This is a genomic window from Nostoc sp. DSM 114167, from assembly GCF_052692655.1.
Map to the genome: position 1 here is coordinate 554,377 of NZ_CP195116.1, position 24,968 is coordinate 579,344.

At 43.1% G+C, this 24,968-nt stretch carries 22 protein-coding genes; 9 read left to right on the forward strand and 13 right to left on the reverse strand.

The genetic code is table 11. The features are described 5' to 3' along the window. Positions 1 to 111 precede the first annotated feature (111 nt). The 4 genes from NSTC731_RS02375 to cheB all read left to right on the forward strand — a co-directional run bounded on the left by NSTC731_RS02375 (position 112) and on the right by cheB (position 7,004). Positions 112 to 1,518: a HAMP domain-containing methyl-accepting chemotaxis protein gene (locus tag NSTC731_RS02375; RefSeq protein WP_445629457.1), complete on the forward strand. Its 1,407-nt coding sequence runs from the start codon at positions 112 to 114 to the stop codon at positions 1,516 to 1,518. 21 nt (positions 1,519 to 1,539) lie between these two features. Continuing rightward, positions 1,540 to 3,120, forward strand: coding sequence for a methyl-accepting chemotaxis protein (locus NSTC731_RS02380; RefSeq protein ID WP_445629458.1), 1,581 nt, complete (start codon positions 1,540 to 1,542; stop codon positions 3,118 to 3,120). A gap of 193 nt (positions 3,121 to 3,313) precedes the next feature. Further along, positions 3,314 to 5,671, forward strand: a complete 2,358-nt coding sequence (locus NSTC731_RS02385) for a hybrid sensor histidine kinase/response regulator (protein ID WP_445629459.1) — start codon at positions 3,314 to 3,316, stop codon at positions 5,669 to 5,671. Positions 5,672 to 5,855: 184 nt separating this feature from the next. After that, positions 5,856 to 7,004 carry a chemotaxis-specific protein-glutamate methyltransferase CheB gene (cheB, locus tag NSTC731_RS02390; protein WP_445629460.1) on the forward strand — a complete coding sequence of 383 codons (1,149 nt, stop codon included), beginning with the start codon at positions 5,856 to 5,858 and terminating at the stop codon, positions 7,002 to 7,004. 236 nt (positions 7,005 to 7,240) lie between these two features. Here the strand turns inward: cheB and NSTC731_RS02395 are convergent, their stop codons facing one another. The 8 genes from NSTC731_RS02395 to NSTC731_RS02430 form a co-directional block, all read right to left on the reverse strand. Beyond that, complete coding sequence (locus NSTC731_RS02395) at positions 7,241 to 7,795, reverse strand: Uma2 family endonuclease (RefSeq protein WP_445629461.1); 555 nt, start codon at positions 7,793 to 7,795, stop codon at positions 7,241 to 7,243. After that, the gene (locus tag NSTC731_RS02400) at positions 7,773 to 7,934 is read right to left on the reverse strand and encodes a hypothetical protein (RefSeq protein WP_445629462.1); all 162 of its coding nucleotides are present in this window, start codon (positions 7,932 to 7,934) and stop codon (positions 7,773 to 7,775) included. The genes NSTC731_RS02395 and NSTC731_RS02400 overlap by 23 nt, the downstream gene beginning before the upstream one ends. 115 nt (positions 7,935 to 8,049) lie before the next feature. Next, positions 8,050 to 8,433 carry a response regulator gene (locus tag NSTC731_RS02405; protein ID WP_445629463.1) on the reverse strand — a complete coding sequence of 128 codons (384 nt, stop codon included), beginning with the start codon at positions 8,431 to 8,433 and terminating at the stop codon, positions 8,050 to 8,052. A 97-nt stretch (positions 8,434 to 8,530) separates the two neighbouring features. Beyond that, complete coding sequence (locus NSTC731_RS02410; RefSeq protein ID WP_445629464.1) at positions 8,531 to 10,558, reverse strand: GAF domain-containing sensor histidine kinase; 2,028 nt, start codon at positions 10,556 to 10,558, stop codon at positions 8,531 to 8,533. A gap of 96 nt (positions 10,559 to 10,654) precedes the next feature. Further along, positions 10,655 to 10,813, reverse strand: coding sequence for a hypothetical protein (locus NSTC731_RS02415; RefSeq protein WP_445629465.1), 159 nt, complete (start codon positions 10,811 to 10,813; stop codon positions 10,655 to 10,657). Positions 10,814 to 11,151: 338 nt separating this feature from the next. Next, positions 11,152 to 11,283 (reverse strand): hypothetical protein, encoded by a 132-nt coding sequence (locus NSTC731_RS02420; RefSeq protein ID WP_445629466.1) that lies wholly within the window; start codon positions 11,281 to 11,283, stop codon positions 11,152 to 11,154. A gap of 494 nt (positions 11,284 to 11,777) precedes the next feature. Then, the gene (locus tag NSTC731_RS02425; protein WP_445629467.1) at positions 11,778 to 13,289 is read right to left on the reverse strand and encodes an NYN domain-containing protein; all 1,512 of its coding nucleotides are present in this window, start codon (positions 13,287 to 13,289) and stop codon (positions 11,778 to 11,780) included. Positions 13,290 to 13,352: 63 nt separating this feature from the next. After that, positions 13,353 to 14,225 (reverse strand): D-alanyl-D-alanine carboxypeptidase family protein, encoded by an 873-nt coding sequence (locus NSTC731_RS02430; protein ID WP_445629468.1) that lies wholly within the window; start codon positions 14,223 to 14,225, stop codon positions 13,353 to 13,355. 381 nt (positions 14,226 to 14,606) lie between these two features. Here NSTC731_RS02430 and mnmG point away from each other — a divergent pair, with 381 nt between their 5' ends. From mnmG to NSTC731_RS02450, 4 genes are all read left to right on the forward strand, one after another. Then, a complete protein-coding gene (gene mnmG, locus NSTC731_RS02435) occupies positions 14,607 to 16,529 on the forward strand; it encodes a tRNA uridine-5-carboxymethylaminomethyl(34) synthesis enzyme MnmG (protein WP_445632259.1) in 1,923 nt (640 codons plus the stop codon). Positions 16,530 to 16,576: 47 nt separating this feature from the next. Continuing rightward, positions 16,577 to 16,834, forward strand: coding sequence for a hypothetical protein (locus NSTC731_RS02440; protein ID WP_445629469.1), 258 nt, complete (start codon positions 16,577 to 16,579; stop codon positions 16,832 to 16,834). A gap of 113 nt (positions 16,835 to 16,947) precedes the next feature. After that, a complete protein-coding gene (locus NSTC731_RS02445; RefSeq protein WP_445629470.1) occupies positions 16,948 to 17,130 on the forward strand; it encodes a hypothetical protein in 183 nt (60 codons plus the stop codon). Further along, entirely contained in the window at positions 17,100 to 18,449 is a 1,350-nt protein-coding gene (locus NSTC731_RS02450) for a hypothetical protein (protein WP_445629471.1), read from the forward strand. Before NSTC731_RS02445 ends, NSTC731_RS02450 begins: the two co-directional genes overlap by 31 nt. Before the next feature lie 232 nt (positions 18,450 to 18,681). On the opposite strand, the gene NSTC731_RS02455 is transcribed toward NSTC731_RS02450, so the two are convergent. Further along, the gene (locus tag NSTC731_RS02455) at positions 18,682 to 18,825 is read right to left on the reverse strand and encodes a hypothetical protein (protein WP_445629472.1); all 144 of its coding nucleotides are present in this window, start codon (positions 18,823 to 18,825) and stop codon (positions 18,682 to 18,684) included. A gap of 516 nt (positions 18,826 to 19,341) precedes the next feature. Here NSTC731_RS02455 and NSTC731_RS02460 point away from each other — a divergent pair. After that, the gene (locus NSTC731_RS02460; RefSeq protein WP_445629473.1) at positions 19,342 to 20,319 is read left to right on the forward strand and encodes a bestrophin family protein; all 978 of its coding nucleotides are present in this window, start codon (positions 19,342 to 19,344) and stop codon (positions 20,317 to 20,319) included. Positions 20,320 to 20,415: 96 nt separating this feature from the next. Here the strand turns inward: NSTC731_RS02460 and NSTC731_RS02465 are convergent, their stop codons facing one another. The 4 genes from NSTC731_RS02465 to NSTC731_RS02480 form a co-directional block, all read right to left on the reverse strand. Beyond that, complete coding sequence (locus NSTC731_RS02465; RefSeq protein WP_445629474.1) at positions 20,416 to 21,036, reverse strand: hypothetical protein; 621 nt, start codon at positions 21,034 to 21,036, stop codon at positions 20,416 to 20,418. A gap of 29 nt (positions 21,037 to 21,065) precedes the next feature. Continuing rightward, positions 21,066 to 22,430 carry a tRNA (N6-isopentenyl adenosine(37)-C2)-methylthiotransferase MiaB gene (miaB, locus tag NSTC731_RS02470; protein ID WP_445629475.1) on the reverse strand — a complete coding sequence of 455 codons (1,365 nt, stop codon included), beginning with the start codon at positions 22,428 to 22,430 and terminating at the stop codon, positions 21,066 to 21,068. Between the two features lie 557 nt (positions 22,431 to 22,987). Continuing rightward, on the reverse strand, positions 22,988 to 23,845 hold the full coding sequence (locus NSTC731_RS02475; RefSeq protein WP_445629476.1) for a GH25 family lysozyme: 858 nt from the start codon (positions 23,843 to 23,845) through the stop codon (positions 22,988 to 22,990). A 125-nt stretch (positions 23,846 to 23,970) separates the two neighbouring features. After that, positions 23,971 to 24,534, reverse strand: coding sequence for a retropepsin-like aspartic protease family protein (locus NSTC731_RS02480; protein ID WP_445629477.1), 564 nt, complete (start codon positions 24,532 to 24,534; stop codon positions 23,971 to 23,973). Positions 24,535 to 24,968 lie beyond the last annotated feature (434 nt).

Below are 24,968 nucleotides of genomic sequence, written 5' to 3' on the forward strand. Positions count from 1 at the left end.
CCCCTTTCCCCTTTCCCCTTTTCCCTTTCCCCTTTCCCCCTGCCCCCTGCCTCCTTCCCCTTAGCAATATCTGGAAATTCTCGAACTTATAGACTTACAGGAGATCGCAAGATGGAAAGCAAACGAAACTGGAGACTAAGATACTGGATTATTGGCGGGTATGCAGTTCCCGTGCTGGCATTGTTAATTTCTGCCGGAATGACGATCGTCAATATCAACACGGTGAACCAACGGTCAGAAAATTTATTGTCTTCTTATGACATTAACTCAATACTCGACGATCTTTCTGTTAGCGTGCAAGGTAATTCTAAGGCAAATCGAAGCTATTTGTTAGAAAAAAATCAGCAATCGCTTGAGAGTTACCAAAAGACTCAAAAGGATTCCAAGGAATTTCTAGCAAAACTGATAACACTTGCCCGATCGCAAGAGGAACGACAGTCTTTAAGCAAACTAGAGGAACTGCTGAATAAACAGATTGCTTTTGACGATAACCTGATTGAAAAGGTGGATCGGGGCAAAGTCAAAGAAGCCGTGGAAAGCTGGAGTCAAGGAAATTCCCGCAATCAAGGGCAGGATGTCGTAGACATGATTGAAGAAATGCAGCAGCAAGAAGATCAGACTTTTGCAATTGCCGCCAAAGAGCAACAAGAAGCACTCAATGCCCTTAAGTTCACGGTGATGTTAGCTAGTGGATTCTCTCTGGTGGTATCTGTTTTGATTGGCATCTGGGTCATTAGCCGCACTTCCCGCCAGATGAACGCCTCTGCCAGCGCGATCGCAACTTCTACAACCGAAATTGCCACGACGATCGAGCAGCAAGAACGCGCCACTATCCAACAAGCCACTTCTGTCAACCAAACCACCACGACAATGGATGAATTGGCGGCTTCCTCGCGCCAGTCTGCCGAACAAGCAGAAGCCTCAGCCGCAGGGGCGCGGCAGGTGTTGTTGCTGGTAGACGGTCGCACTCAAGAGGGACAGTTGAGCCAATCGAGTCTACGCGAGAAAGTAGGCGATATTGCCAGCCAAATTCTCCATCTAAGCGAACAAACCAATCAAATCGGCACGATCTCCACCCTGGTTAGTGACTTAGCAAGTCAAACTAATATGCTGGCGCTCAACGCGGCAGTAGAAGCCGTGCGAGCCGGGGAACATGGCAAAGGCTTTGCGGTTGTTGCTGCCGAAATTCGCAAACTGGCAGACCAGAGTAAGCGATCGGCTGAAAAAATTAATGTACTGGTTTTAGACATTCAAAAATCGACCAATTCCACCGTTATGGTGACAGATGAAGGCACGAAAACCGTAGAAAAAATTGTGGATGCCATCAAAACGATCGCGCTAAATGGTCAACAAATTTCTCTTACTTCCAATCAACAGGCGATCGCAGTGCAACAAGTGGTAGAAACTATGAACTCGCTTAATATTACTGCTAGGGAAACCGCCTCTGGTATTAGTCAAATTAAAGCTGGTACCCAACGACTGAATGATGCCGCTCAAGAACTAAAAGCCGTTGTCTAAAAATGTATTGGAGTTACAGCTATGTTAAAAAATATGTCTCTGCATGGACGATTGATGGGATCGTTTTTGCTGATGGGCGGTGTTGTTTTGGTGGTTGGGTTTTTCGGCTGGCGGGGTACTCATCAATTAAGCAGCCATATCGACACTCTCAGTAATAACAGCCTCCCCAGCATCGACGGATTGTGGAGAGTTAATGAAGGGCAGACCCAGATCCAGTCGGCAGAGCGAGCGATTATCAACCCCGAACTACCCACCGCAGCCAAACAAGCTGAGTTAAATCGAATGCAGGCAGCCTGGAAGCAGATTGACGCAGGTCTTGAGGAATATGAAACCACGCCCCGCGGCCCCGACGAGGACAAACTCTATCAGACGTTTAAGCAACAGTGGCAGGCGTGGAAGCAGGATCATGCTGCTTATCTTCAGGCTTACCAGGCTTTTACCCAGTTAGGTGTTGTAAATCCCACTGCCAGACAGCTGGAATTGACCAGCCAGAAGCGAGAAAATTCTCCAGAAATGAACGTGGCGATCGCTGCTGCCGAACGACTAACAAAACTCAGACAAAACGCTGTTGTCAAAAATGATGTTTCCTTTGCGGCTGCAACTAACTCATTATTGCAACTGATCAAAATTAATCAGGATACTGCTGAAGATGCAAACAAAGCCGCCAGTGACGATACCCGCTTGACCACAAGTTGGGTGCTTACTGGTATTATTGCTGGGCCTCTGGGGGCAATCTTACTAGGATTTTTTCTGAGCAACAAAATTGCTAAACCGTTGACAGGCAAAATTGCTCAAATTGTTCAAACAATGGCTGCCTCCACCAATGAAATCGCCGCTGCGGTTGAGCAGCAAGAACGGACTGCGACTCGGCAGGCAACTTCTGTCAATCAAACCACTATCACCATCGATGAATTGGGAGCCTCATCGCAGCAGTCAGCCGAACAGGCAGAATCGGCGGTAGCAGGCGCACGGCAAGCGTTGGCCCTTGCAGGTAACGGTGCTGATGCTGTAAAACGCACCCTCAAGGGCATGGAAACCCTACAGCAGAAAGTCGCGGCCATTGCAGAGCATATCACACGCTTAAATGAACAAACCAAGCAGATTGGCAGTATCTCTGGTTTGGTGGGCGAATTGGCAAGCCAGACTAATATGCTGGCGTTAAATGCGGCTGTAGAAGCAGTCCGGGCAGGAGAGCATGGTAAAGGTTTTGCCGTTGTCGCTGCTGAAATTCGCAAACTAGCAGACCAGAGCAAAAAATCAACCGAAAAGATTAGCACCTTGGTAGGGGACATTCAATCTGCCATCAGCATCACTGTCGTTGTCACCCATGAAGGCACTAAAACTGTGGAAGAAGGGACGCGAATTGCCCAGGAAACATCAGAATCCTTTGCAGGTGTAGAAGGTGCAGTGAATAACATTGTCATCAACAGTCAACAGATTTCACTCAATATCAACCAGCAAGCGATCGCCATTCAGCAAATTGTCTCTGCCATGAATGACCTAAATATTGCTGCGCGTGAAACTGCCAGTGGCATTAGCCAAATCCGCTCTGCTACTCAACAACTAAACGAGTCAGCGCAAGCACTCAAGGCAACCATTTAATGAAGAGGAAAAGGGGCAGGGAGCAGGGGGCAGGGGGGAATGAAGAAGCAAGGGAGAAGGGAGCAGGGGGAAAAGGGGAAACTTTTCCCCTGCAAAGCTCACCCTGCCCTAAGTCCTCTTTTCCATCCCCCTGCTCCCCTGCCCCCTGCTCCCTGCCCCCTGCCCCCTGTCCCCTAACCCCTGAGATAACACCATGATGATCGATGATGAAGAACTGAGAGACGTTTTCAAAGTAGCTAGCGAAGAACACCTGCAAAACCTGGATGATGGATTGCTGCATTTGGAAAACCATCCTGACGATCTGGCTGTCCTGGAAGCCTTGATGCGAGAGGCGCATTCTCTCAAAGGCGATGCCAATATGCTGGGAATCAAAGATATAGGCACTCTGGCACATCAAATTGAGCATGTTTTGACTCAACTCAAGCAACAAGAAAATCCTGCATCCTCATTGGGCAAGGGTACAACAGATTCACCTTATGAACGCCTCGCTCATGCGATCGCTGCTATCCGCAAACTCGTTCATGAAGCCGTCACCGGAGAACCTGCCAAGGTTGATACCTTTTCTGTTCTGGCCGAATTGATGGGAGCGCAACCAGGGAAAAGGGAAAATAATCCAAGTCAGGAACCAGAAGTCAACAGTATTGAATTCATAAATACAGTACAAAACAATACTTTCGATAAGGATCGAGAGCTAAAGGAAAACGGAGCAATCCAAAATCCAAAACTTGTACTGAGCGAAGTCGAAGTATCCAAAATCGTTCGACAGAACGAAGCCGAAGTCGAAAATCCAAAATCCCCCACCAATAGCTACCGCATCGAAACCATTCGCGTTGGTACTCGCCACCTGGATACATTAATGACGCAAGCAGGGGAGTTAACTGTAACCAAAATTCGGATTGCTCATCGGCTGGGAGAAATTGAGGCGATCGCCAATTTGTGGGAAGAATGGAATCGAGATTTATTCACTAATCGGTTTGCGTTCAGCCGAGAGCAACAAGGTGATGTCGCCCTGCAACGTCTAGAAACTTTTCATCATCACTCGGAAAAACGATTAGAGCAATTGGGTCATTTGGTGAAAACCTTGCAGAGTTCCCTTTCGGAAGACACAACCCGACTGGAACAACTAAGTAGCGATCTAGAAGAAGGTATTCGTACCCTGCGATTGCTGCCCTTTGCAACGATTTTCAACCTCTTTCCTCGGATGGTGCGCGATCTGGCGCAGCAGCAGGGAAAATTGGTGGAGTTGATCGCAGAAGGCAAAGACACCCTTGCCGATAAACGCCTGTTGGAAGAAATGAAAGATCCGCTAATGCACATTCTGCGGAATGCGATCGATCATGGGATTGAGCCACCACAGGAACGGGAACGGCTAGGAAAACCAACAACGGCAACGATTCGGCTCAGGGCTTACCAGACTCCCACTAACATTGTGCTGGAAATCAGTGATGATGGCCGGGGGCTTGACCTGGATAGAATCAAACAAATAGCGGTGAAACGGGGCATTTGCGGGGAGGAAGAATCGGCAGCAATGACTCCCAGCCAGATCCAAGCGTTGATCTTCGCACCGGGATTTTCAACAGCTCCCTTGCTTACAGAAGTATCAGGACGGGGTGTGGGGCTGGATGTAGTGCAAACTAATGTTGAGAAATTGAAAGGTACGATTCAGGTAGAATCGTTTCCCGGACAGGGATGTACGCTGCGCGTCAATCTCGGTATCACCTTGGCAACCGCCCATGTCTTGATTGTACAAGTGAACCAAATGCCTTATGCCATCCCAGTGGAGTTTGTGCAAACCGCTTGCTTAATCAAATCAGAAGAGATTTTTCCCTTGGAGGGACGGGACACAATAATTCGGGATAGCCAACCGATTTCGATTGTGCAGTTGGCCGATCTATTAGAACTGCCGCCGATGTCATCTGGGTTAACTCAAGAAACAGCACTTTCCTGTATTATTCTTCAGGTTGGGCAAGCACAACTGGGTGTAGTGGTAGATGCCTTAGTAGATGAGCAAGATGTAGTGATTAAACCCCAAAGTCAGTTACTTAAACGAGTCCGCAATGTTTCGGGAGCAACAATTTTAGGCACTGGAGATGTGTGTATGGTGCTGAATCCCCAGGATTTGGTGAAGTCAGCCCGATCGCGATCGCAGTCCATTTCTTCTACCCAAACACGTCAAGTTGCACCCACAAAACCAACCGTCTTATTAGTGGAAGATTCTATTGCCACACGCACGCAAGAAAAGCGGATTTTAGAAACCGCAGGTTATCAAGTAATTACTGCTGTGGATGGTTTGGATGGATTGAACAAGCTGCGATCGCACACCGTTGATGCCGTTGTTAGCGATGTGCAAATGCCAAATCTCGATGGTTTGGGGTTAACTGCCAAAATCCGCCAATATCAAGAATATAGCGAACTTCCAATTATCCTGGTTACTTCCCTTGCCAGCGATGAAGATAAACGTCGGGGTGCGGAAGCCGGAGCCAATGCTTACATTATCAAAGGCAGCTTTAATCAAGAAGCCTTGCTGTCAGCCCTCAAACGCTTAGTGTAGAGGTTTTTGGATGAATGAAGAAGAATTTTCTCGTATAGCTGTAGTCACATAGGTTAGGACATTTTGAAAACGTGAATGCTAGGAATAGTAATAGTTTTACCTCTTGCCTTCTGCCTGGTTGTTGAGCGTAGTCGAAACACTGCCTCCTGCCTCCTGCTATAAAATCTCAACTTACTGTCAATTCATGAAAAACTCTGCCCCGATTCGCGTCTTTCTGGTGGAGGATTCGCTCGTCGCCTTAACCATCCTCAAGCGAATTCTGGCGAGTTCCCTGGAAGTGGATGTAGTGGGAACTGCTCGCAATGGCGTGGAAGCATTGGAGCGAATTCCAGCCGCACAGCCCCAGGTAATCTGCACCGATTTACACATGCCCAAAATGGATGGACTGGAACTCACCCGCCGAATTATGACAGACTATCCCCGTCCCATTCTGGTAATCAGCACCTCCGTCAACACTCAAGAAGATTCCCGCAATGTTTTTAAACTGCTGCAAGCGGGTGCTTTGGATGTTTTTCCCAAACCCAACATTGACTCACTTTCAGACTACGAACAAGTCAAGCACGAATTAATCAACCGGATCAAAGTTCTGGCAGGGGTTACAGTCTTTACTCGCCACACTTCCCGTGCGACGGTAGAACCCAGAACGCATCCTGTTAGCCCCAAAAAGCCAGAACCATTCAGCCTAAAACCTGTCAGTAACTTGCAGTTCCCCATTCGTAATTTGCCATCCCTGCCCAAAGTCGTGGCGATCGGAGCTTCTACAGGCGGCCCCCAGGCATTGTACGCGATTCTCAAACAACTGCCTGCCAACTTTCCCGTACCCATTCTGTGCGTCCAACATATCAGCGAAGGATTTCTGCAAGGACTGGTAGATTGGCTAGCAGCAGAATGTTTCCTGCGCGTGACGATCGCCCAACCGGGAGAATTTCCCAAACCGGGTACTGTCTACTTCGCTCCCGAACGACAACACCTGCAACTCGATACTCAAGGGCGATTAACCACCGTCAGCACCCCTCCTGTTTCCGGGCATCGTCCCTCGGTGACAGCTTTGTTTCAAGCCGTTGCCATCTGCTACCCGCGATCGGCGGTTGGTATTTTGCTGACTGGTATGGGGCGGGATGGTGCAGATGGATTACAAGCGATCGCTCAAGCCGGAGGTACTACCATTGCCCAGGATGAACAAACCTGCGTTGTCTTCGGGATGCCCAAAGAAGCGATCGCTTTGGGAGCCGCCCAACATATTTTGGCGATCGGCGAAATTGCTCCCATGCTATTGAATCGAATTTCCAGTTATAGCAGGGGACAGGGAACAGGTGACAGAGGACAGGGTTGAAAGTCTCTTGGTGTCTTGGTTCTATATTCAGTTTATGTCCTAACCTACCTGGCGACCGCTATATCGGCGGGGTTAGGTGTCAATACGGTTCGGTTAAAGGGGAAAGGGGAATAAAAAACCTTTAACCGCAAACCCATTTCCCTTTTCCCCAAACCCTATTTTGAGTTCAAAATGCTTATCCGAACCGTATTGGGTTAGGCGTAGCTATAACGTGCAACGCATCTTAATCCAAGGAGCTAATTTTGTCCAAATGCCAGAATCTGAGCAGCACTCAACTTAAAACCAGGAACGATCGTCGATGCTAAGGGGGTGTTACCCGTATAAATCGTGTCTTCATATTGCCCATTCACCCATAAGCACAGCGTTATTTGTTGCTTTTCCGGGTCAATAATCCAGTATTCCGCAATCCCTCGCGCTGCATATTCTGTGCGTTTGTAACGATAGTCTCGGTCGCGGTTGTCTTGTCCAGGTGAAACCACCTCAACCACCAAGATTGGCGGTGGCATATCTTGGGTAATCGTGTTGCGGCGTTGTCCTACCAGCGTTGCGTATCCTTCTTCACTCAGTATGGTCAAATCGGGTAAGCGCACCTTTGCTCGTTTGCCACTCACCACAATTTCCATATCTTTGAGGTTGATCAGCACAATCGAAATGTATTTTGCTAATTCCAACATGAGGAGTTTGGCAAGCTTGCAGTTTTCTGGGGATTCAGTCGGCACTTCTACTAACTCTCCATCTACAAGCTCATAGCGCGTGTCAGTACCATCGTCATAGGCAAGGTATTGCTCCATTGTCATCAACTTGGGGACGTTGGGTGCAGTTTGAGTCATGGGTAGAAATCTTTGCGATCGCCGCCGCAAGGCTGTCAGGATAGAAAACTGGCTGTGCCAATCTTAGCAAATCCTCATTCTGCGCTAATGTTTTACCCATCGCATACTGTTAAGCTAAACCACATCTAATTTGCATATCTAAGTATTTATATAACTATTGTGGGGTGGGCAGCGTTCAACTGAGCGCTCACGCCCAAGTTTGATTAACAAGCACATCAGGAGCCAATAAATTTTTGTACAGCTTCTCGCAATTGTTCAGCATCAAAAGGTTTGATCAGATATTCTGTTGCACCCGCCAAATGACCCTTCACTCGATCGAAGGGGGAATCTTGAGAAGTCACCATAATCACGGGCAAATGCTGAAACTGGGGCAGACTCCGCACCGTGCGGCAAAACTCCAACCCGTTTACATCCGGCATTTGCACATCCAATAGCAAGACTGAAATCCGTTGATGATAAATGATCGACAGGGCATCAACCGCGTTAGCGACTGTTATTACTTGATAGCCCGGTTCTAGCGCTCGTTTAATCAATTGATGAATCACAGGGCTATCATCAAGCGCGAGAACAATCGGTGAGCTTGTCGTACCATTTGACATACTTTACAAGTCGATGAGTCAATCATCGTTGGCGTTTAGCCTAGCATTCCCAAAGTCAGACTTGAACAATTGATATTTTGATAATTTTATACATACTTCAAGTACTTTTAACCAGAGGCTCAACCGGAATTTGAATCAAGAACTCGCTGCCTTTCCCAAGTTCTGATGAACATTTCAAAATGCCGCCATGTTTTTCAACCACAATTTGATAGCTGATGGACAGCCCTAGCCCGGTTCCTTTACCGATGGGTTTGGTGGTGAAGAATGGATTGAACAGTTTTTGCTGGGTTGCTTCTGTCATCCCAGAACCGTTATCTCGAATCCGAATCACTACACTATCTGCGTGGGAGGGTTGGGAGAAATCGGAACTACCCGATTTTTCTTTACTAATAAGTTCTGTTTGAATGGTAATAATCGGATTAGGTGTTTCATCTAAGGCATCGATCGCGTTACCCAAAAGATTCATAAATACTTGATTCAATTGCCCCGCATAACAATCAACAGGCGGTAAATTGTCGTATGCTTTAATCACCTGAATCTCAAACTTGGCACTAGTTAATTTCAACCGACTCTTCAAAATTAACAACGTGTTGTCAATCCCTTCATGGATATCCACAGGTTTCATCTCGGCTTCATCCAAGCGCGAGAAGTTGCGCAGAGATAGGACAATTTGCCGAATTCGTTCTCCACCCATTTGCATCGACGACAATAGATTAGGCAAATCTTGCATCAAGAAATCAAGATCGATGAACTCTATCTTTTCCTGAATAGCATCAGTTCCATTGGGATAGGTTGCCTGATAAAGATGCAATAGTTCCAGCAAATTCCGAACATAGTCGCTTGCATAAGCAATATTACCGTTAATAAAGTTGACCGGGTTGTTGATTTCGTGGGCAACTCCGGCCACCAATTGTCCCAGGCTCGACATCTTCTCTTGCTGTACCAGTTGCATTTGGGTTTGCTGTAACTGGCTCAGGGCGTTCCCCAGATAGGTGGCTTGAGTTTGAGCTGCCAAGGCGGTTGCTCGTGTTTGGGCAAGCAGTTCTGCTTGATCGAGAGCGATCGCTACTTGATCGGTAACAGCTTTGAGTAACCGGACTTCACTATCAGTCCATTGGCGCGAACCGCGACAGTGATGGCAAACAATAGCACCCAATTGACCAGAATGGGTTCTCAGTGGCAGCAACAGCACCGAGGTTACTGCCAGTTGATGCAGCAGGGCGCGATCCTCTGGAGTGAGTGCTTCTGAGGTAGTAGAAACATCCTCAATCCTTAGCATATTTAGATTTAAGATAGTTTCTGCCAGAACGGAGCCTGGCCCTAAGGAAAGTTCACCCAACGCCATCTGAATCTCTGGGTTCGTCGCTTCGTGAGTCACCATAAACTTGAACCGATCTTTGTTAGGCAGACACCACACAAAGTCACAGCGATCGACTTGCAACAGAGCATGAATCTCATTCACTGCCGTTTGTAAAATCGTGTCCAGATCCAGAGAATTACGAATTTGATTTGCCAGGTTAAACAGAATTGAATCTTGTTGACCAACCAATTCCTGGGTAATCAATTGCTGTTTTAGTTGTTTGATTTCCGGGATCGTTTGACGCAGTTTCGTGGTGTTGCGCTTTAGCTCCAATTGCGCTATTACTTGGTGGCTGAGTGTCTGCAATCCTTTCCGTTGTTTCTGATTCAGATCGCGCGGTTCAATGTCCATGACGCAGAGTGTACCCAAGACACAACCGCCAGTGATTACCAGGGGGACTCCGGCATAAAACCGGATATTAGGAGCATTTATAACGAAGGGATTGGTGGCAAAGCGGGGATCGGCCAGGGTATCTGGAATCACAAATATATCTGACTGGCGAATGGTGTAGTTACAAAACGCGAGGTCTCGGCGAATTTCTGTTAATGTGATTCCTATTTTAGATTTAACCAACTGGCGATCGGCTCCGATAAAACTCACCAGTGCCATTGGAGTTTCGCACAGATCGGCTGCCAGTGCTGTTAAGTCATCTAATGCCCGATTGGGTAGAGCATCCAAACCCTGAAATTGATACACTGCTTTGAGTCGTGTCAGTTCGTTGGTGCAGGGGAGCATGGAATCAAGTAATAATTCAGGGATTTTCATAGTTTTATTTTAATTGAGGTGCGATCGCTATCATTTAAGTCTTAATTGAGGTCATGGAGAATAGAAAAAAACGTAAAAATTCTATAGCTTTAAGCTTCAAAACATAACAATTCCAAGCTGGACAGAATTTCTTCTGTTAGCGATCGCGGCATAACCCGCAGTCATATCATGTCCGGTTGAAGACTTATTATTTAGAGGGCAGTTCTTGCTGGGGGAAAGAGACTTTTGGGATTTTTGCACAGATCCGGTAATCATAAGTGATTACCCGGACATGATATCAATAATGCCCCCGCTTTTTTGACATGATGATTTCGATTGTCTAAATTTCGGTTGAGCGGCGATTGCTTTTCTCTTGGACTGCGATGCCGAAGGCGGGCTACGCCTACGCCTTTCTCACTTGCAGTACTAGGGATTTCTTACACCTCTGCATTCACATCTGTAGCAAGTAGGAAAATTTTCTCTTGACACTCATCTACTTGAAGTAAGAGGTTACTTGCTGTACTTTGTGTCATGATTGGTACTTCTTAAGCGATTAGATTTTGGAGGCGATTGCTTTTGTCTTGGGAAGTAATCGCCCTTTCTACCTTTAGCAACTAAGCCGCTACTGTCGCTCTAACTCCCAACAACGCAATCACTTGTTCGGCACTCAAAGCCACACGATTAAGTCCGTACTGTCTTGGTCTTGCATACCAGCCTTGTTGATTGCACCCGATGAATGACTTCATCGGCTTGCTTTTTTGTGATATTGATCTTTGCTGCTACAGATCGGGTCTCAATACTTGTCGGGTTTTGGGGAAAAGGGGAAGCGGAAAGGAAAAACCTTTAACCTAAACCCAGTAACCTTTTCCCTAAATCCAATTCCGAGTTAAAAATCCACAAAGCGTGCAGTATTGGATCGGGTCTAGGTATAGGTAGTGCCACAAATACTAATGGCGCTGGCTTTGCAACTGCCACCTTACTTGGTAACGTTAATTTACCAAATGCTGTAAGTGGAGTCGTTGATTATGAAGGCTTTACGATTGTTAATGAATAACAGTCGTCAATAGCATACTCTTTTTTCAACTTTTGTAAAAAGTACTTTTACAAGAGTTGAAGAACAAAGCTAAAGATAAAAAAGTTTTATTTGCTAAATTACCTGTACTTGTTGTAAAGATTAACTGGATTTTTATTTTGAAATTTATCAAAACAGAATACATACGTCAGTCGCCAAAATTCAGAATTAGGTGACGGAGTTTGTAGTAAGCACTCTAGTCCTTAAATAAGGGGTACCACCATTTAAAGTTCTATTTGATGAGCCATTAGAGCCTAAAGTTAACGTTTCTCTCAAAATTAATTTATTATTATCACTCGATAGACAAATATCTGTTCCTTCAATGACTTTTTTTAAAAATTTTGCCAATTTGTAACCATGCTGTTTTCTTTTTTGGTCAAAATTGGGAATATTATCTTTCAAGATGTGGTAAATCTGATTCAGATAAATACCACCTTCTTGAAGCTGATTTAATTGCTCGATATTCTGCTTTAAATCTTGCAAAACTTTATTAGTTACTATTAAAATATTATCATTTAATAAACTTTCGCTAGTTACTTCATTAGTTGGAATATCCTCTATTTTTACCTGGGGAGCAGGTATAGGTATAAAGCAATCGCAAACAGACTTGAGAATACGATTAATTTGTCCTTCGTAAGCACATCCAATTACAGTTTTTCCATACTCATGGAGCTTTTTAGCTAAAGCGGCAAATGCACCATCGCCTGATACAATAACGAAAACTTGCAACGTAGGACGACTCTGGGCTAATTCCATAACATCAATGGCTAGTTGCATATCTGCTGCATTCCGTTTATGGCTGTAATCAAAAATTTGAATTGCTTCGATGCCAAGTTCTTGAATTTCATTCTTGAGTAGCCTTAATCGAGAATCACTCCAGTCAGCATAAGCACATTGGATAGCAATTTTATTAACTAGGTTAGTATTTTCTAGATTTGTTTGAATTTGTTTCAGAGAAAAATTTAGGTTAGGGTTGCTTCTACCCATTGTGAGATTTTCAATATCATAAAAAATAGCTGTATTGAACTGCCCAATATTAGGTGAAGCATGAACCTTGGAAGTAAACTGCTCTACACGAATCTGACGCTGCTTTAACTCTTTTAACTCAGCGATTAAAGACGTTATTTCTGGCGCTGACTCTGAACTATTCGTTTCCTGTTTTAACTCCGTAATTGTTGTTGTTAAGTCATTAACTTGTAATTTTGCTTGTTGTAATTCTTCTTGTAACTGCTCAGTTAATGTATTAATCTGACTTTGAGTTTGGACAGTCTGCTCTCGCAGTTCACCAATGGTTCTGGAGAGAATATACTGGCGTTGTTGATAAGCTGTTATTAAAGCTTGCTGAACGATATCCCATTCTTTGGGAAAAGCTTCACGGGTACACACTTGTAAAACGGTTTCATAACCTGCAATCGCTATTTCTAAATTACTAGCAATGTTCCCTTGTTCAAACTCTTGAATAATGGTACTCAGTTTGATAATAACTCTAGCTAAATTAATAGCAATGGCAGGTTCTTTAGCAAAGCGATCGCTTACCCATTTTCGCAGCTTTAAAGCTAAATTATCGTTGAGTTTACTTAAGTTATGTTGCAGAATTGGATATAGTTCCTGATTTTGATAAGTCGCTCTTAATAAATCAATTAGGAAGTCTTGCTCCTGGTTAGCAGCTTCATTTGGCATAGCTAAATCCCTGACAATACACATTTAAGTTTAGTATTCCCAAGTTTTCATGCTCTTGAACAATCAAAGCGGCGTAATCCAATAAGTAATGCCTCTAATAGCTTGTTTTTTAAACCCAAACAAAGGTAAATTATCTTCAGATAAACCCACATAAGTCCAATGGGGAGTATCATTTTCTACAGTTTGAAACCAACCATTTTGATTAAGAGCTTTTCTCTGTTCTTTACTACCTACGCGTAAATCAATTGCTAATCCCCAGAGATGTTGTGAAGTTCCAGGGGGGGCAACTAAACCGAGAATTGTTGTTTCTTTACCTTGTTGAACTTTTGCTAAAACTCGATCGTTAGCATACTTGTGCCAAAATCTTAAATTCGTGTTGAAAGTGCGAGTACAATCACCAGAGCCATAACCAGATTTTAGCGGAATTTGTTGTTGGACTCGCGCTTTATTTAAAGCATCAGCCGCCGATTTTTGTAAATAACAGTCGTTAGTGCCATCAACATGACCCATTGTTAAAGTAGCTTGAAACTCTTGGGTTTCTTGTTCATTAGCAAAAATATCTTTTGGCGGTAGTTTAATCCCAACATCGGGATTTACGAATACTGCACCATAGCTTCGCAGCAAAGTATATTCATAAGTACCGAGCTGGGGAATTGTGGCTAATTTTCTAGCGATCGCAGATAAAAAACGCTGTTTAGCATCTAATTTGGGATCGGGAATAAATGGTTCCGATCTTGTATTTTTAGAGGTATCTATACAAGGTAATGAATTATTAATCAAGCATTCTTGTAATGGTTGAGCAGTTATAGCAACTTTGTGGTGGGTAATCTCATTGCTAGCTACTAATACAAAAATCATCAATATAACGATACTGATGAAACTTGTCTTTCTAATAAACCTATTAATATTTCTTTGATTTCTGAGGGTAAGTTTCATTCTAAATAATTACTTAGTGATTCAAGAATAGAATTGATATTTTTTAGGCGGCATTGATTATTGATAACTTAAAATCACAGATAGTTTATCGGCATTGAACTATCGTATAATCCAAATTCGAGAAAATATCTAATATATACCAGTGATAAATTAATTGGTGCTGGGTTAACGCTCTGAACAATAACTGCGATCGCCAAACCGGAATGTTGTCACAAATTTTAAAAAATGATATTTTTTACTTTCTCTAAAGTTAAAAAATGAAATCCTGCCTTTAAGTGAGTACTAGTAAGTTTGATAACTTTTTTATTAGAAAGTTACATCCATGAAACCACTGGAACAGTTAAAATTGAAAAGAACTCTAAGCTTGCCGATCCTGTAAGTATGACCATGCACAATTCCGTTGAATTCCAAGACGCTTTTGATGTCATAGTCGTCGGTGCAGGTCACTCCGGTTGCGAAGCAGCTCTTGCCTCTGCACGCCTCGGTTGTCGTACCCTGCTATTGACGCTCAACTTGGATAAAATCGCTTGGCAACCTTGTAACCCAGCAGTAGGTGGCCCAGCTAAATCTCAGTTGACTCATGAGGTAGATGCACTCGGCGGAGAAATTGGTAAACTAGCAGACCGCACCTACTTGCAAAAACGTATCCTCAACTCTTCACGGGGGCCTGCTGTTTGGGCATTACGCGCCCAGACGGACAAGCGCGAATATGCAGCCGTGATGAAAAATGTTGTTGAGAATCAAGAAAACTTGACAATCCGCGAAAGTATGGCAACAGATTTGGTGCTGGGCGCTAATGATGAAGTCATTGGGGTTGAAACATATTTTGGTGTCGGGTTCCAATGTAAAGCAGTCATCTTGACAACCGGCACCTTCCTGGGAGGCAAAATTTGGGTTGGAAACAAATCAATGCCAGCCGGACGCGCTGGGGAATTTGCGGCTGAAGGATTGACACAAACCCTAAATCGCCTGGGATTTGAAACCGGCAGACTTAAAACTGGAACTCCAGCGCGGGTAGATAAGCGATCGGTAGATTACAGTAAAATGCTGATCCAGCCAGGAGATGAAGATGTGCGCTGGTTTAGCTTTGACCCAGATGTGTGGGTAGAACGGGAACAGATGCCTTGTTACATCACCCGCACAACCCCCGAAACCCATCGCCTGATTCAAGAAAATTTGCACCTGTCGCCAGTTTATGGCGGTTGGGTGGAAGCCAAAGGGCCGCGCTATTGTCCCAGTATCGAAGATAAGATTGTCCGCTTTGCCGACAAAGAAAGCCACCAAATCTTTATTGAACCAGAAGGAAGGGATATACCCGAACTTTATATTCAAGGGTTTTCTACAGGGTTGCCAGAAAATTTGCAACTGCAAATGTTGCGGACTCTCCCTGGTTTGGAAAAATGTGTGATGCTGCGTCCCGCCTATGCAGTGGAATATGACTATTTACCAGCAACTCAGTGTTACCCCACACTGATGACTAAAAAGATTGCCGGACTGTTTTGTGCTGGGCAGATTAACGGCACCACAGGTTATGAAGAAGCTGCTGCTCAAGGGCTGGTGGCGGGAATTAATGCCGCTCGATTTGTTCGCTCTCAAGAAATGGTTGTCTTTGCCCGCGAGCAAAGTTACATTGGGACGCTAGTTGATGACCTGTGTACAAAAGACCTACGGGAACCTTACCGGATGCTTACAAGTAGGTCAGAGTACCGATTGCTATTGCGTTCTGACAATGCCGACCAACGTCTGACACCCTTGGGAAGGGAGATTGGTTTAATTGACGATCGCCGCTGGGATATATTTACTCAAAAACAGGGTAATATCACCACAGAAAAACAAAGATTGCAAGCCATACGAGTTAAAGAACATGATGAAATTGGAATAGCGATCGCATCTGATACGCAACAAGCAATTAAAGGTTCGATTACCCTCAATGACTTGTTGCGGCGTCCAGGATTACATTACGTTGACCTCGACAGGTTCGGACTGGGAAACCCTAACCTCAACCGGGCCGAGAAAGAAGGCGCAGAAATTGACATCAAATATTCTGGTTATCTCGCTAGGCAACAAAATCAAATTGACCAAATTGCCCGCCAAGCTCACCGCCAGTTACCTAGAGATTTAGACTACACAACAATTGATACTCTTTCTAAAGAGGCACGGGAAAAGCTGACTCACATAAAACCACTCACCCTTGGTCAAGCTGCACGTATAGGTGGTGTAAACCCAGCGGATATTAACGCCTTATTATTATATCTAGAATTGCGTAGAACCAAGAGCCAGTCAGAGTTTCCAGCGTTAGCTTAACACAAGCTTGATAAAGACTGAGTATAGTAGTAGGGAGAGAGATTGGTATGATAGATGACATCAAGATTAGTAGTGGCATCATCAACAATCCCCAGATGAAAGTTGAGTTTAATACCAACACTCAATCAACTTATCTGAATCAGATGGGGGATTGGATGTTTCATTATTCAGGAGGCAGTGTTTCGACTACGCTCAACAACCAGGCAGGAGTAACCCACGCACAACTGCATAGGATAGGCGCAAGATCGGAGGCAAAGCGGCTCCAAGCTTTGTATCTCGCTCAACACGTCTTAATACAATTCTGATTTTTAGACCGGGTAATTACCCAAAGCTGAAGTTTTTATTCATACTTATTTACTTCAGTAATAACTGCCCTCTACCTGCCTCCTCTGATAATCCTAATTTCCAGGCAGTCTCAATGAAACAAGTATCACCACCAAGTATGAAAGAGGAACTGGGGACTGGAAACTGGGAACTGGTATTTTTACTCAGCACTCAGCACTCAGCACTCAGCACTTTCAAGTCAGTAGGGGTGGCGTTTCCTCGTCCAAGCAACAACCCAGAACGTCTATGTTACAAGAAGCCAGCACCCGTCTCATAGTACCAGAACCATCAGAAGACTTAATCACCAACGAGCCTTGGTCGATAGAAAACTATGCTGATGGCCTAATGGATGAACTCTTTGCCGATATCGACTACATTCTGGATGCTAGTGGTAATCTGCCTTCTCAAACTGTTAGGCACAGTAGTCAGAACAGATCGAGCCACTTTGTTGCTGGAGTTTCCGCCCAAGCTCAACGCCAATCGCCTCCAGAATATGTGCCTCTGCAAACAGTTATGATACCACAGATTACTTGGAATCAAGGAGTACAGTCAGTTGCTCAAGATCGGCACAAGCAATTGAGTACCGTTGTATTTGACACCTCTACTGTTAAACCAGTTAGTAGAAAGCGTCAAAAAACTAGTTCGGTTTTGGGCAAACTGCTGATTATCGGAACAACTTTAGGCGTGGCGATCGCTAGCACGATTTACTTGGTGCAGTCTGGAGTCGTATATCTTTTAAATAATAAATTGCCTGAGTCGGCGCTTCTATTGCCGCAATCGCAGTCACGGTTGCCCGTAAAAACAGAAATTGAGGCAGAGTTAGTTGACTATATGCTCCAATCGCTGGCTGTTATAGATAAGCAAGGAGCAAAAAGCAATCAAAAATCTTTCAATCCAGGATTTTCCAGTCAGGCAAATACTAACCAAATAGCCCTTGGTCGTGAGCAAGCAACTGGTAATCTACCAGCACTTCCACTTCTAGCTAATAATACACCACCAGCCCCCAATCGTTCTGGAAGCGTTGTTGAGCGTATCTATGTCCCCGTTTATCAAGCGCCGTCACCAATGCGCTATGCCCTTCCAGCCATTCCGGGGACTCCCACACTTTTACCACAAGTTGCCAGTGCGTTACGGGTATCTCAACCTAATGTTGTGAAAACTGCCCTGAATACAGTGCGACAAGCTGCCAAGCCTGTAACTGTCAATATGTTAGCTGCGGCTGTACGAGCCGAACTCAAGCCGGTGGCAGCCAAAACTGCACCCATTACCGTGCGCCAAACACCCAAACCTCTGCCTGCATTACCAGTAGTTCCATTGCGTGCTGCACTCGCACCAGAGTCAGAACCAACTATTACTCAAGAACAAGTATATCCGGCAACTGCGATCGCAGTTGCTCCGAGTAATACCTTAGAGGGATTGCTAGAGTTGGGCAACAAATCTGCCGCTTTGTTTAAAATTGATGGCGTGACTCGCCGCATCAATATGGGTGAAAGTATCGGCTCAAGCGGTTGGACACTAGTAGATGTCAGTAATGGCGAAGCAGTCGTCCGACGTAATGGCGAAGTGCGATCGATTTATGCAGGACAGAAACTATAAATTTTTTAACTCACTATCTGGTTGAGGAGAGTTTAAAGATTAAACTCATCGATCGCCATTAACAATACTGTTACCAGAAATAATTGATTGAAATAACTCGATTGCGTCAAATAGTTCTCTATTTCTGTCGGCACTGTTAAGATTGCCTAGCCTAGCTCATGCGATCGCGCCTTAATAGTTTTAATATTATTAACCTTATTGATAGCAAGATCGCTTTTACCTTCAGCAGACTCTAGTAACTATTGAGCAACGATACTTTTTTGAGAATTTGCCGATTGATTTCGGTAATTTTGATACTTTCAATGCCAACTTGTGTAAATACTGTTGCTAAATCTTTATTAAAATAAGTTTCGACTAAATCATCTAGTAATGACATAGTTCTGTCCTTTTAAAAAGTATTTGCATAACCCTTATCTCAATAATGCTTTTTCTCAAAACGGACATCTAAAATTGGGTAACTCCTGGCTTAATATCAAATTTAATTGGGTTTATCTCCTTTTGTTGCTTGATAGTTACGCATTCACTACACTGTTATTAACCCAAATTTTTAGGCGTAGTCTGTTGTAGGCATCGGTTTGCTGATGAGAAAAAGTAAATACTTACTGTAAATAGCTGGAAATTTCGTCTAATTATCTCATAAATCAGTGAAATACCACAACTTTTAATCAATATAAGCAGAAAATCAGGTTTGTGGTGAAGAATTGGAAGACAATATTGAATTTCCCTATCTAAAGATGGTTCACAGAAATAAATTTCAATGTTACAACTATAATTTATGTTTATTATAGTTCCATTACGGTGACTATATGGAAACCTACATCTTGCTTAAACAAGATATATTGAGCTAAAAAAGTTAGTTTGCTAATTGATGTAATTCTGAAACCTTAACAACATGAAACAACCTAACTATTTTGAAAATAATTCTAAAAACTCTTTAAAAGAAAAGTATCATCTTTACAAAGGCGAAAAGCTGAACTGGCTTCAAGTAACTATTCGGCTTGAAAGGTCAATTATTTCTATCATTCTTCCTTGGGTAATTTTTTGTACTATATATGGTACTTTCATCTCATTTTTAGCTCATTTAGGATTACCAATAGCATTTTCAGATTCTAGCAATATTCTTACTAATGCTGTTTTAAGCTTTAATATTGGCTTTACATTACTATTAGTCTTTCGGACGAATACAGCCCATGATAGATTTTGGGAAGGTCGTCAACTATGGGGAGCTTTAGTTAATACATCGCGTAACTTAACTCGGGGAATTGCGATAATAGTTAAAGAGAAGACACCACAGGATAAATTAGAAAAAGAAGCAATGCTTCGGTTAGTAGCTGCTTTTGCAGTTGCAATGAAGTTACATCTAAGATCGGTGCCTTTAGATACTCAGTTGGCATCATTAATGTCTGAAAAACAATATTTACACCTCCAACATAGCGATCATCCTCCACTACAAATTGCTTATTGGATAGGAGATTACTTGCAGTACCAGCATGACCGGAATTGTCTAAATGTCTATCAATTAACGACTCTACATAATTGTGTAGATGATTTAGTCGATATTTTAGGTGGTTGCGAACGCATTTTAAAAACGCCGCTGCCTTTGATATATACTATTAAACTCAGACAACTGTTATTAATTTTTTGTCTTATATTGCCTTTGGAAATTGTGAGCTTTTTAAATTGGTGGACTGGTATAGTAATGGCTTTTGTAAGTTTTACATTATTAAGTATTGAACAAATTGGCTCAGAAATCGAAGAACCTTTTGGGTTCGATCCTAATGACTTGCCTTTAAATACTATTTGCAATACAATCTCCAACAATGTTGAAGAATTAATCAGGCTTACTTCTAACAATGTTCGTTCTTATTAAATCTGTAAATAAGTTTTATCAATCAACTTTTGATGATAACGGAGAGGTTTTTCCTTTATTAAACATAGAAAATACTTGGCTGAAAAATGCGATCGCTTAATAAATAATTCGCCAAGCTTTTACCGTCCCTTTACCAATTTCGCTATCAACAGTTTGACCTCCTTCCAAAACTAGTCTGATATCTAAGTTCTCATCTGGAGCATTTTTCAAAGCAGCGGCTAATTCTTTACTGACAGCAAATGTGCCGGTTGAACCGTCTAATTGAAAAATTTTTTCTCTAACCTTAAGCAAAAATTTATCGACTTTTTTAGTCGTGACAAATCTAAGATAGTCAGGTCTGGGATACACACGACCGGCGGTGTAAAAAGAAGACATTGCTTGACCCGAATTTACTGTTACGAGTACTCGAATGCTTGAAGGAGTCCACAAACTAATAACTTGCTTTGAACCTTCACGGTACAAATAGCCACCTAAAGAATTGCGGTCGAAAACCCCAAGAAACTCCCCTTCAAAAGGGTCAACAATTTTTACGGCTTTCGACCAAGGCACATCCATATCGGGGGACAGTCCAGCCGATTTGACCGTTGGCAAATCGCTTGATGCTTTAGCAAGAATAGCTATTTCTTGAACAGTGAAAGCAGCACAATGTTGAGGGGAAATTACAGCCAAGCTAGCCCCAAAAAGAAGAACTGGAATCGTTTGCGGTAACTTCATCATAAGTCAGGGGTATAATCTTTAAATGCTTCTTAGTGAAAAACAGTTTGCCTCACTTCAATTGGTTCACCCGTCAAACTAAAAGGACGAACTTCGGTAATTTTTACCTTCACCAACTGCCCTTTGAGTTCTTTGATGTCACCGCTAAAAAAGGTCAAACGATTACCGCCAGTACGTCCCATTACCTGGGTTGGATCTTTAGGATTTTGGTCTTCTACTAAAACTTCTTCAATGCGTCCAAAGTAACGTTGCGATCGCTCTGCTACTTTCAAGTTTCCCAGATGATTGAGCCGTTGCAGGCGATCGCTTTTAATTTCTTCACTTAGTTGATTGTCCCACAAAGCGGCTGGTGTCCCCGGACGTGGCGAATATGCTGCTGTATTCAACATATCAAAGCCAATATCTTCCACCAGTTTCAGGGTATTTTCAAACTGTGCTTCTGTTTCTCCAGGAAAACCGACAATTACATCAGCACTAATCGAGGCATCTGGCATATACCGCCGAATGGTATCGATAATCCGGCGATATTTCTCATGGGTATAACCCCGCGCCATCGCCTTTAAAAGTTCATTATCTCCAGATTGAAAAGGAATGTGGAAGTGTTCGCACACCTTGGGTAACTCAGCACAAGCCTGAATTAATCTCTCAGTAAAATAACGGGGATGGCTAGTAGCAAATCTTAGCCTTTCAATCCCCGGTACATCATGCACGTAATAAAGCAAATCTGTAAAGTTGTGCAGATGCCGACCTTCTGGTGTGACTCCAGGTAAATCTCTGCCGTAAGCATCAATATTTTGACCGAGTAGAGTAATTTCTTTGTAACCTTGCCGTCCTAATTCTGACATTTCAGCCCGGATAGCTGACGGCGTGCGAGATTGTTCGACACCGCGCACATTGGGAACTACGCAATAGGTGCAGCGTTCGTTACAGCCGTAAATTACGTTTACCCAAGCGGTCACTGTACTATCTCGTCGCGGCTGGGTGATATCTTCAATAATGTGAACTGCTTCGGTTGCGACAACTTGGTTGCCCTCAAATACTGACTCCAATAAATCTTTCAGACGGTTGGCGTGTTGTGGCCCCATTACCAAGTCTAATTCTGGCACTCGCCGCAACAGCGCTTCTCCTTCTTGCTGGGCAACACAACCAGCAACGATAAGAGTTAAATCAGGCTGCTCATGTTTACGCTTTGCTTGTCTGCCAAGATAGGAATATACCTTTTGTTCAGCATTATCCCGAATGGTGCAGGTATTGTAGAGAATCACATCTGCATGATTCGGATCTTCACACCACTCAAAGCCCATGTCTTCCAAAACGCCAGCCATGCGCTCTGAGTCAGCTTTATTCATCTGACAACCGAAAGTAGTAATGTGATATTGGCGTTTAGAAGTGGTCATGGGCAATTCTGCTGAATCAGCGTAATGTATGTCAGGTTTATTTCTATTCTATAACGCTCTTAACCGGCTTCAGGAGGGCTGAGTAACTCTTGAAAGAAACGGGCAGGTTGAAATAATTTCAATATACAAATCTAAAAAATTGACAAACTACAAGCATTAGCGGCGATTAAATTTGCCCTCTTTCTCCAGAATCTTGATGTCATCGTTGCCAAAGAAATCTCTTGCTGATAATTAGGGTATGCGAACCGAGAAAAGTAGACTGTCAAGATTGATTTGGGGGAGGGTTTGTAGAAATGCAACCACAAACCATTCCCATAATTTAATTGACGGTTACTTAATAGTAGTATTTAGTTGTCAAAAATGCTTTTTTTGGGTTTGTATGACTTACGTTTGATGTGAATTAGAAACGCTGCTGATTCCGTAGGGGTTTCTCGCTTTTGGGATTACCTATGAAATTACAAGGGTTTCAAAGCTTAATTTACATTAAACGTAACTTAGATACATGATTAATCGCGTTTGTGCAAGCCATCAAGATTTTTTTCACAATCAAGCTTAACTTAGGCGATCGCTAATTTGTCTCCAGGGGCAACAATGCCATTAGCTGTGAGACTGTTAGCTTGCTGATAAGCGATAACAGCCTTTTTAGTAGTTGGGCCAAAAATACCATCTGGCGCTCCTGGATCGAATTCTGGGTGAGTTGAGTCTTGGGCAACTTTTTTTAAAGCCTGCTGCAACTTCTTGACTTTCGGGCCGATGCGACCTTCCTGAAGTGAAACAGCAGGAACGGTTAAAGCCTGAAGACGATCCAAAGCACCATTGAATCTATTCCGATCTACATCACCTGCTATCCCAGGAAAACCTGTCTGGTCGCCTTTGTATTGGTGGAAAGTTTGAAATTCCCACCCACCTGGAATAGTAGGAGTGTTTGTATCAAAATGTGCAATCCATAGGTCATAGTCAGCAAAACGTGAGGTTTTGATCTTATCGTCCCAAAAGCTAGGCCCAGTATAGATGATCGGTTTATAACCTGTAGCAACTTCCACCGCAGTTAAGACGTTGGTAATTTTGTTAAGCTTTTCTGTGGAACTCAAGTCATCCCAATGATCGTTCTGTCCATGATTGTAATAGTCTTGTTCAATATCTACGACTGGGGGGAGATCGCCTGGTTCTATCTCTAGGGCTTGAGCAAACATTTTTACCTGCGGGTCAACCTCCTCGGAAGGACGAAAGAAGAGATATGCCCCACGAATAATACCAGCTTTCTTTATGGCAGGCCAGTAAGAAGCAAACTGAGTATCTTGCTTATAGGTTCCGTAGTTCACTTTGGCATAAGCAAAGTGAATACCCTGACTTTTCACTTTTTCCCAATCGATATTCTCGCTGTAATCAGAAACGTCAATACCTTCAACTGACATATGTTGTCTGTCCTTGTATGTAAAAATACTTGGCTAGCTACAATGTCATATCGGCTGTTTTCGCAAATCTTCTATGCAACAAGTAAAATCTTTACAAGTCGCAAATATCTGGATGGTGTTATAACTTAGCGGTGATGAAATTCAACTTCTGTTTCCAGAATCCTAATATCATAGTTGCCAAAGAAATCGTGACCTAGTAAGCCGATGCTTGCTTTTGGTGCGATCGCTACTTGAAGATTATTGGCTTTAACTCCACCTACTGCAATAGATTTTACCTTACTCGTTGAGAATTCTACTTCACTTCCATCGGCAATTTGGGCTTGCATAGTACCTGTAGCCTGTAGTTTAAGTGTATTTGCCATATCTTGAGTGATAATGGTTCCACTAGCACCTGTATCTACAATCATTTCAAAGGTTTTTTTGTCGTTGAAGGTGACATCAATCACAGGAGTTCCACCAAAACGGCGTTTGATTGAGACTCGAAAAACTTTGTTATCTGAAGGTGCGGCTATGATATTGCCACAAATCCTTTCTAATCCAACGGTTTTACCAGAAGAAGTTATCATGTAACACGCTCCTGGATCGTCTGCTGTTGCCCGATGAGAGAATGCTAAAAATATCAGCGTCGGCATTAGTGCAATTGCAGCTAGATTAACGGTTGTAATCCAACGCCTCCAAGCATTCTTCATGTTATACTGCGCTCCAATTTTTGTGATTACTCTTAATAGCTAAACTCATCATGGCGCCTGTAAAACATGGTGTTAAATAACAAGTTTTTCAGATAAAGATTCAAATTATATCTATTTAAAATAGACATTTATAACGACTTTTTTAGTTTTAAATTAGTTAATTTTTTATATATGTATAGGAATCCGGTTTGATTTCTGAAAAAAATCCGTACACTTATAATCCTCTTCTTCACTATTGCCTATTGCCTATTGCCTGTTCCCTGCCTCTACGAGTAATTTCAAAAATAAAATACTAGTCCTATATATCAAAAAGATGAAATTGCATCTTACTCAATACATCTTACATATAATTACTGATTGGTAAATTAAAGATTAGGTAAAGACATGATAAAAATATTTAGAGCAGATTAAATCTGACATACTAAGAAGTTGGA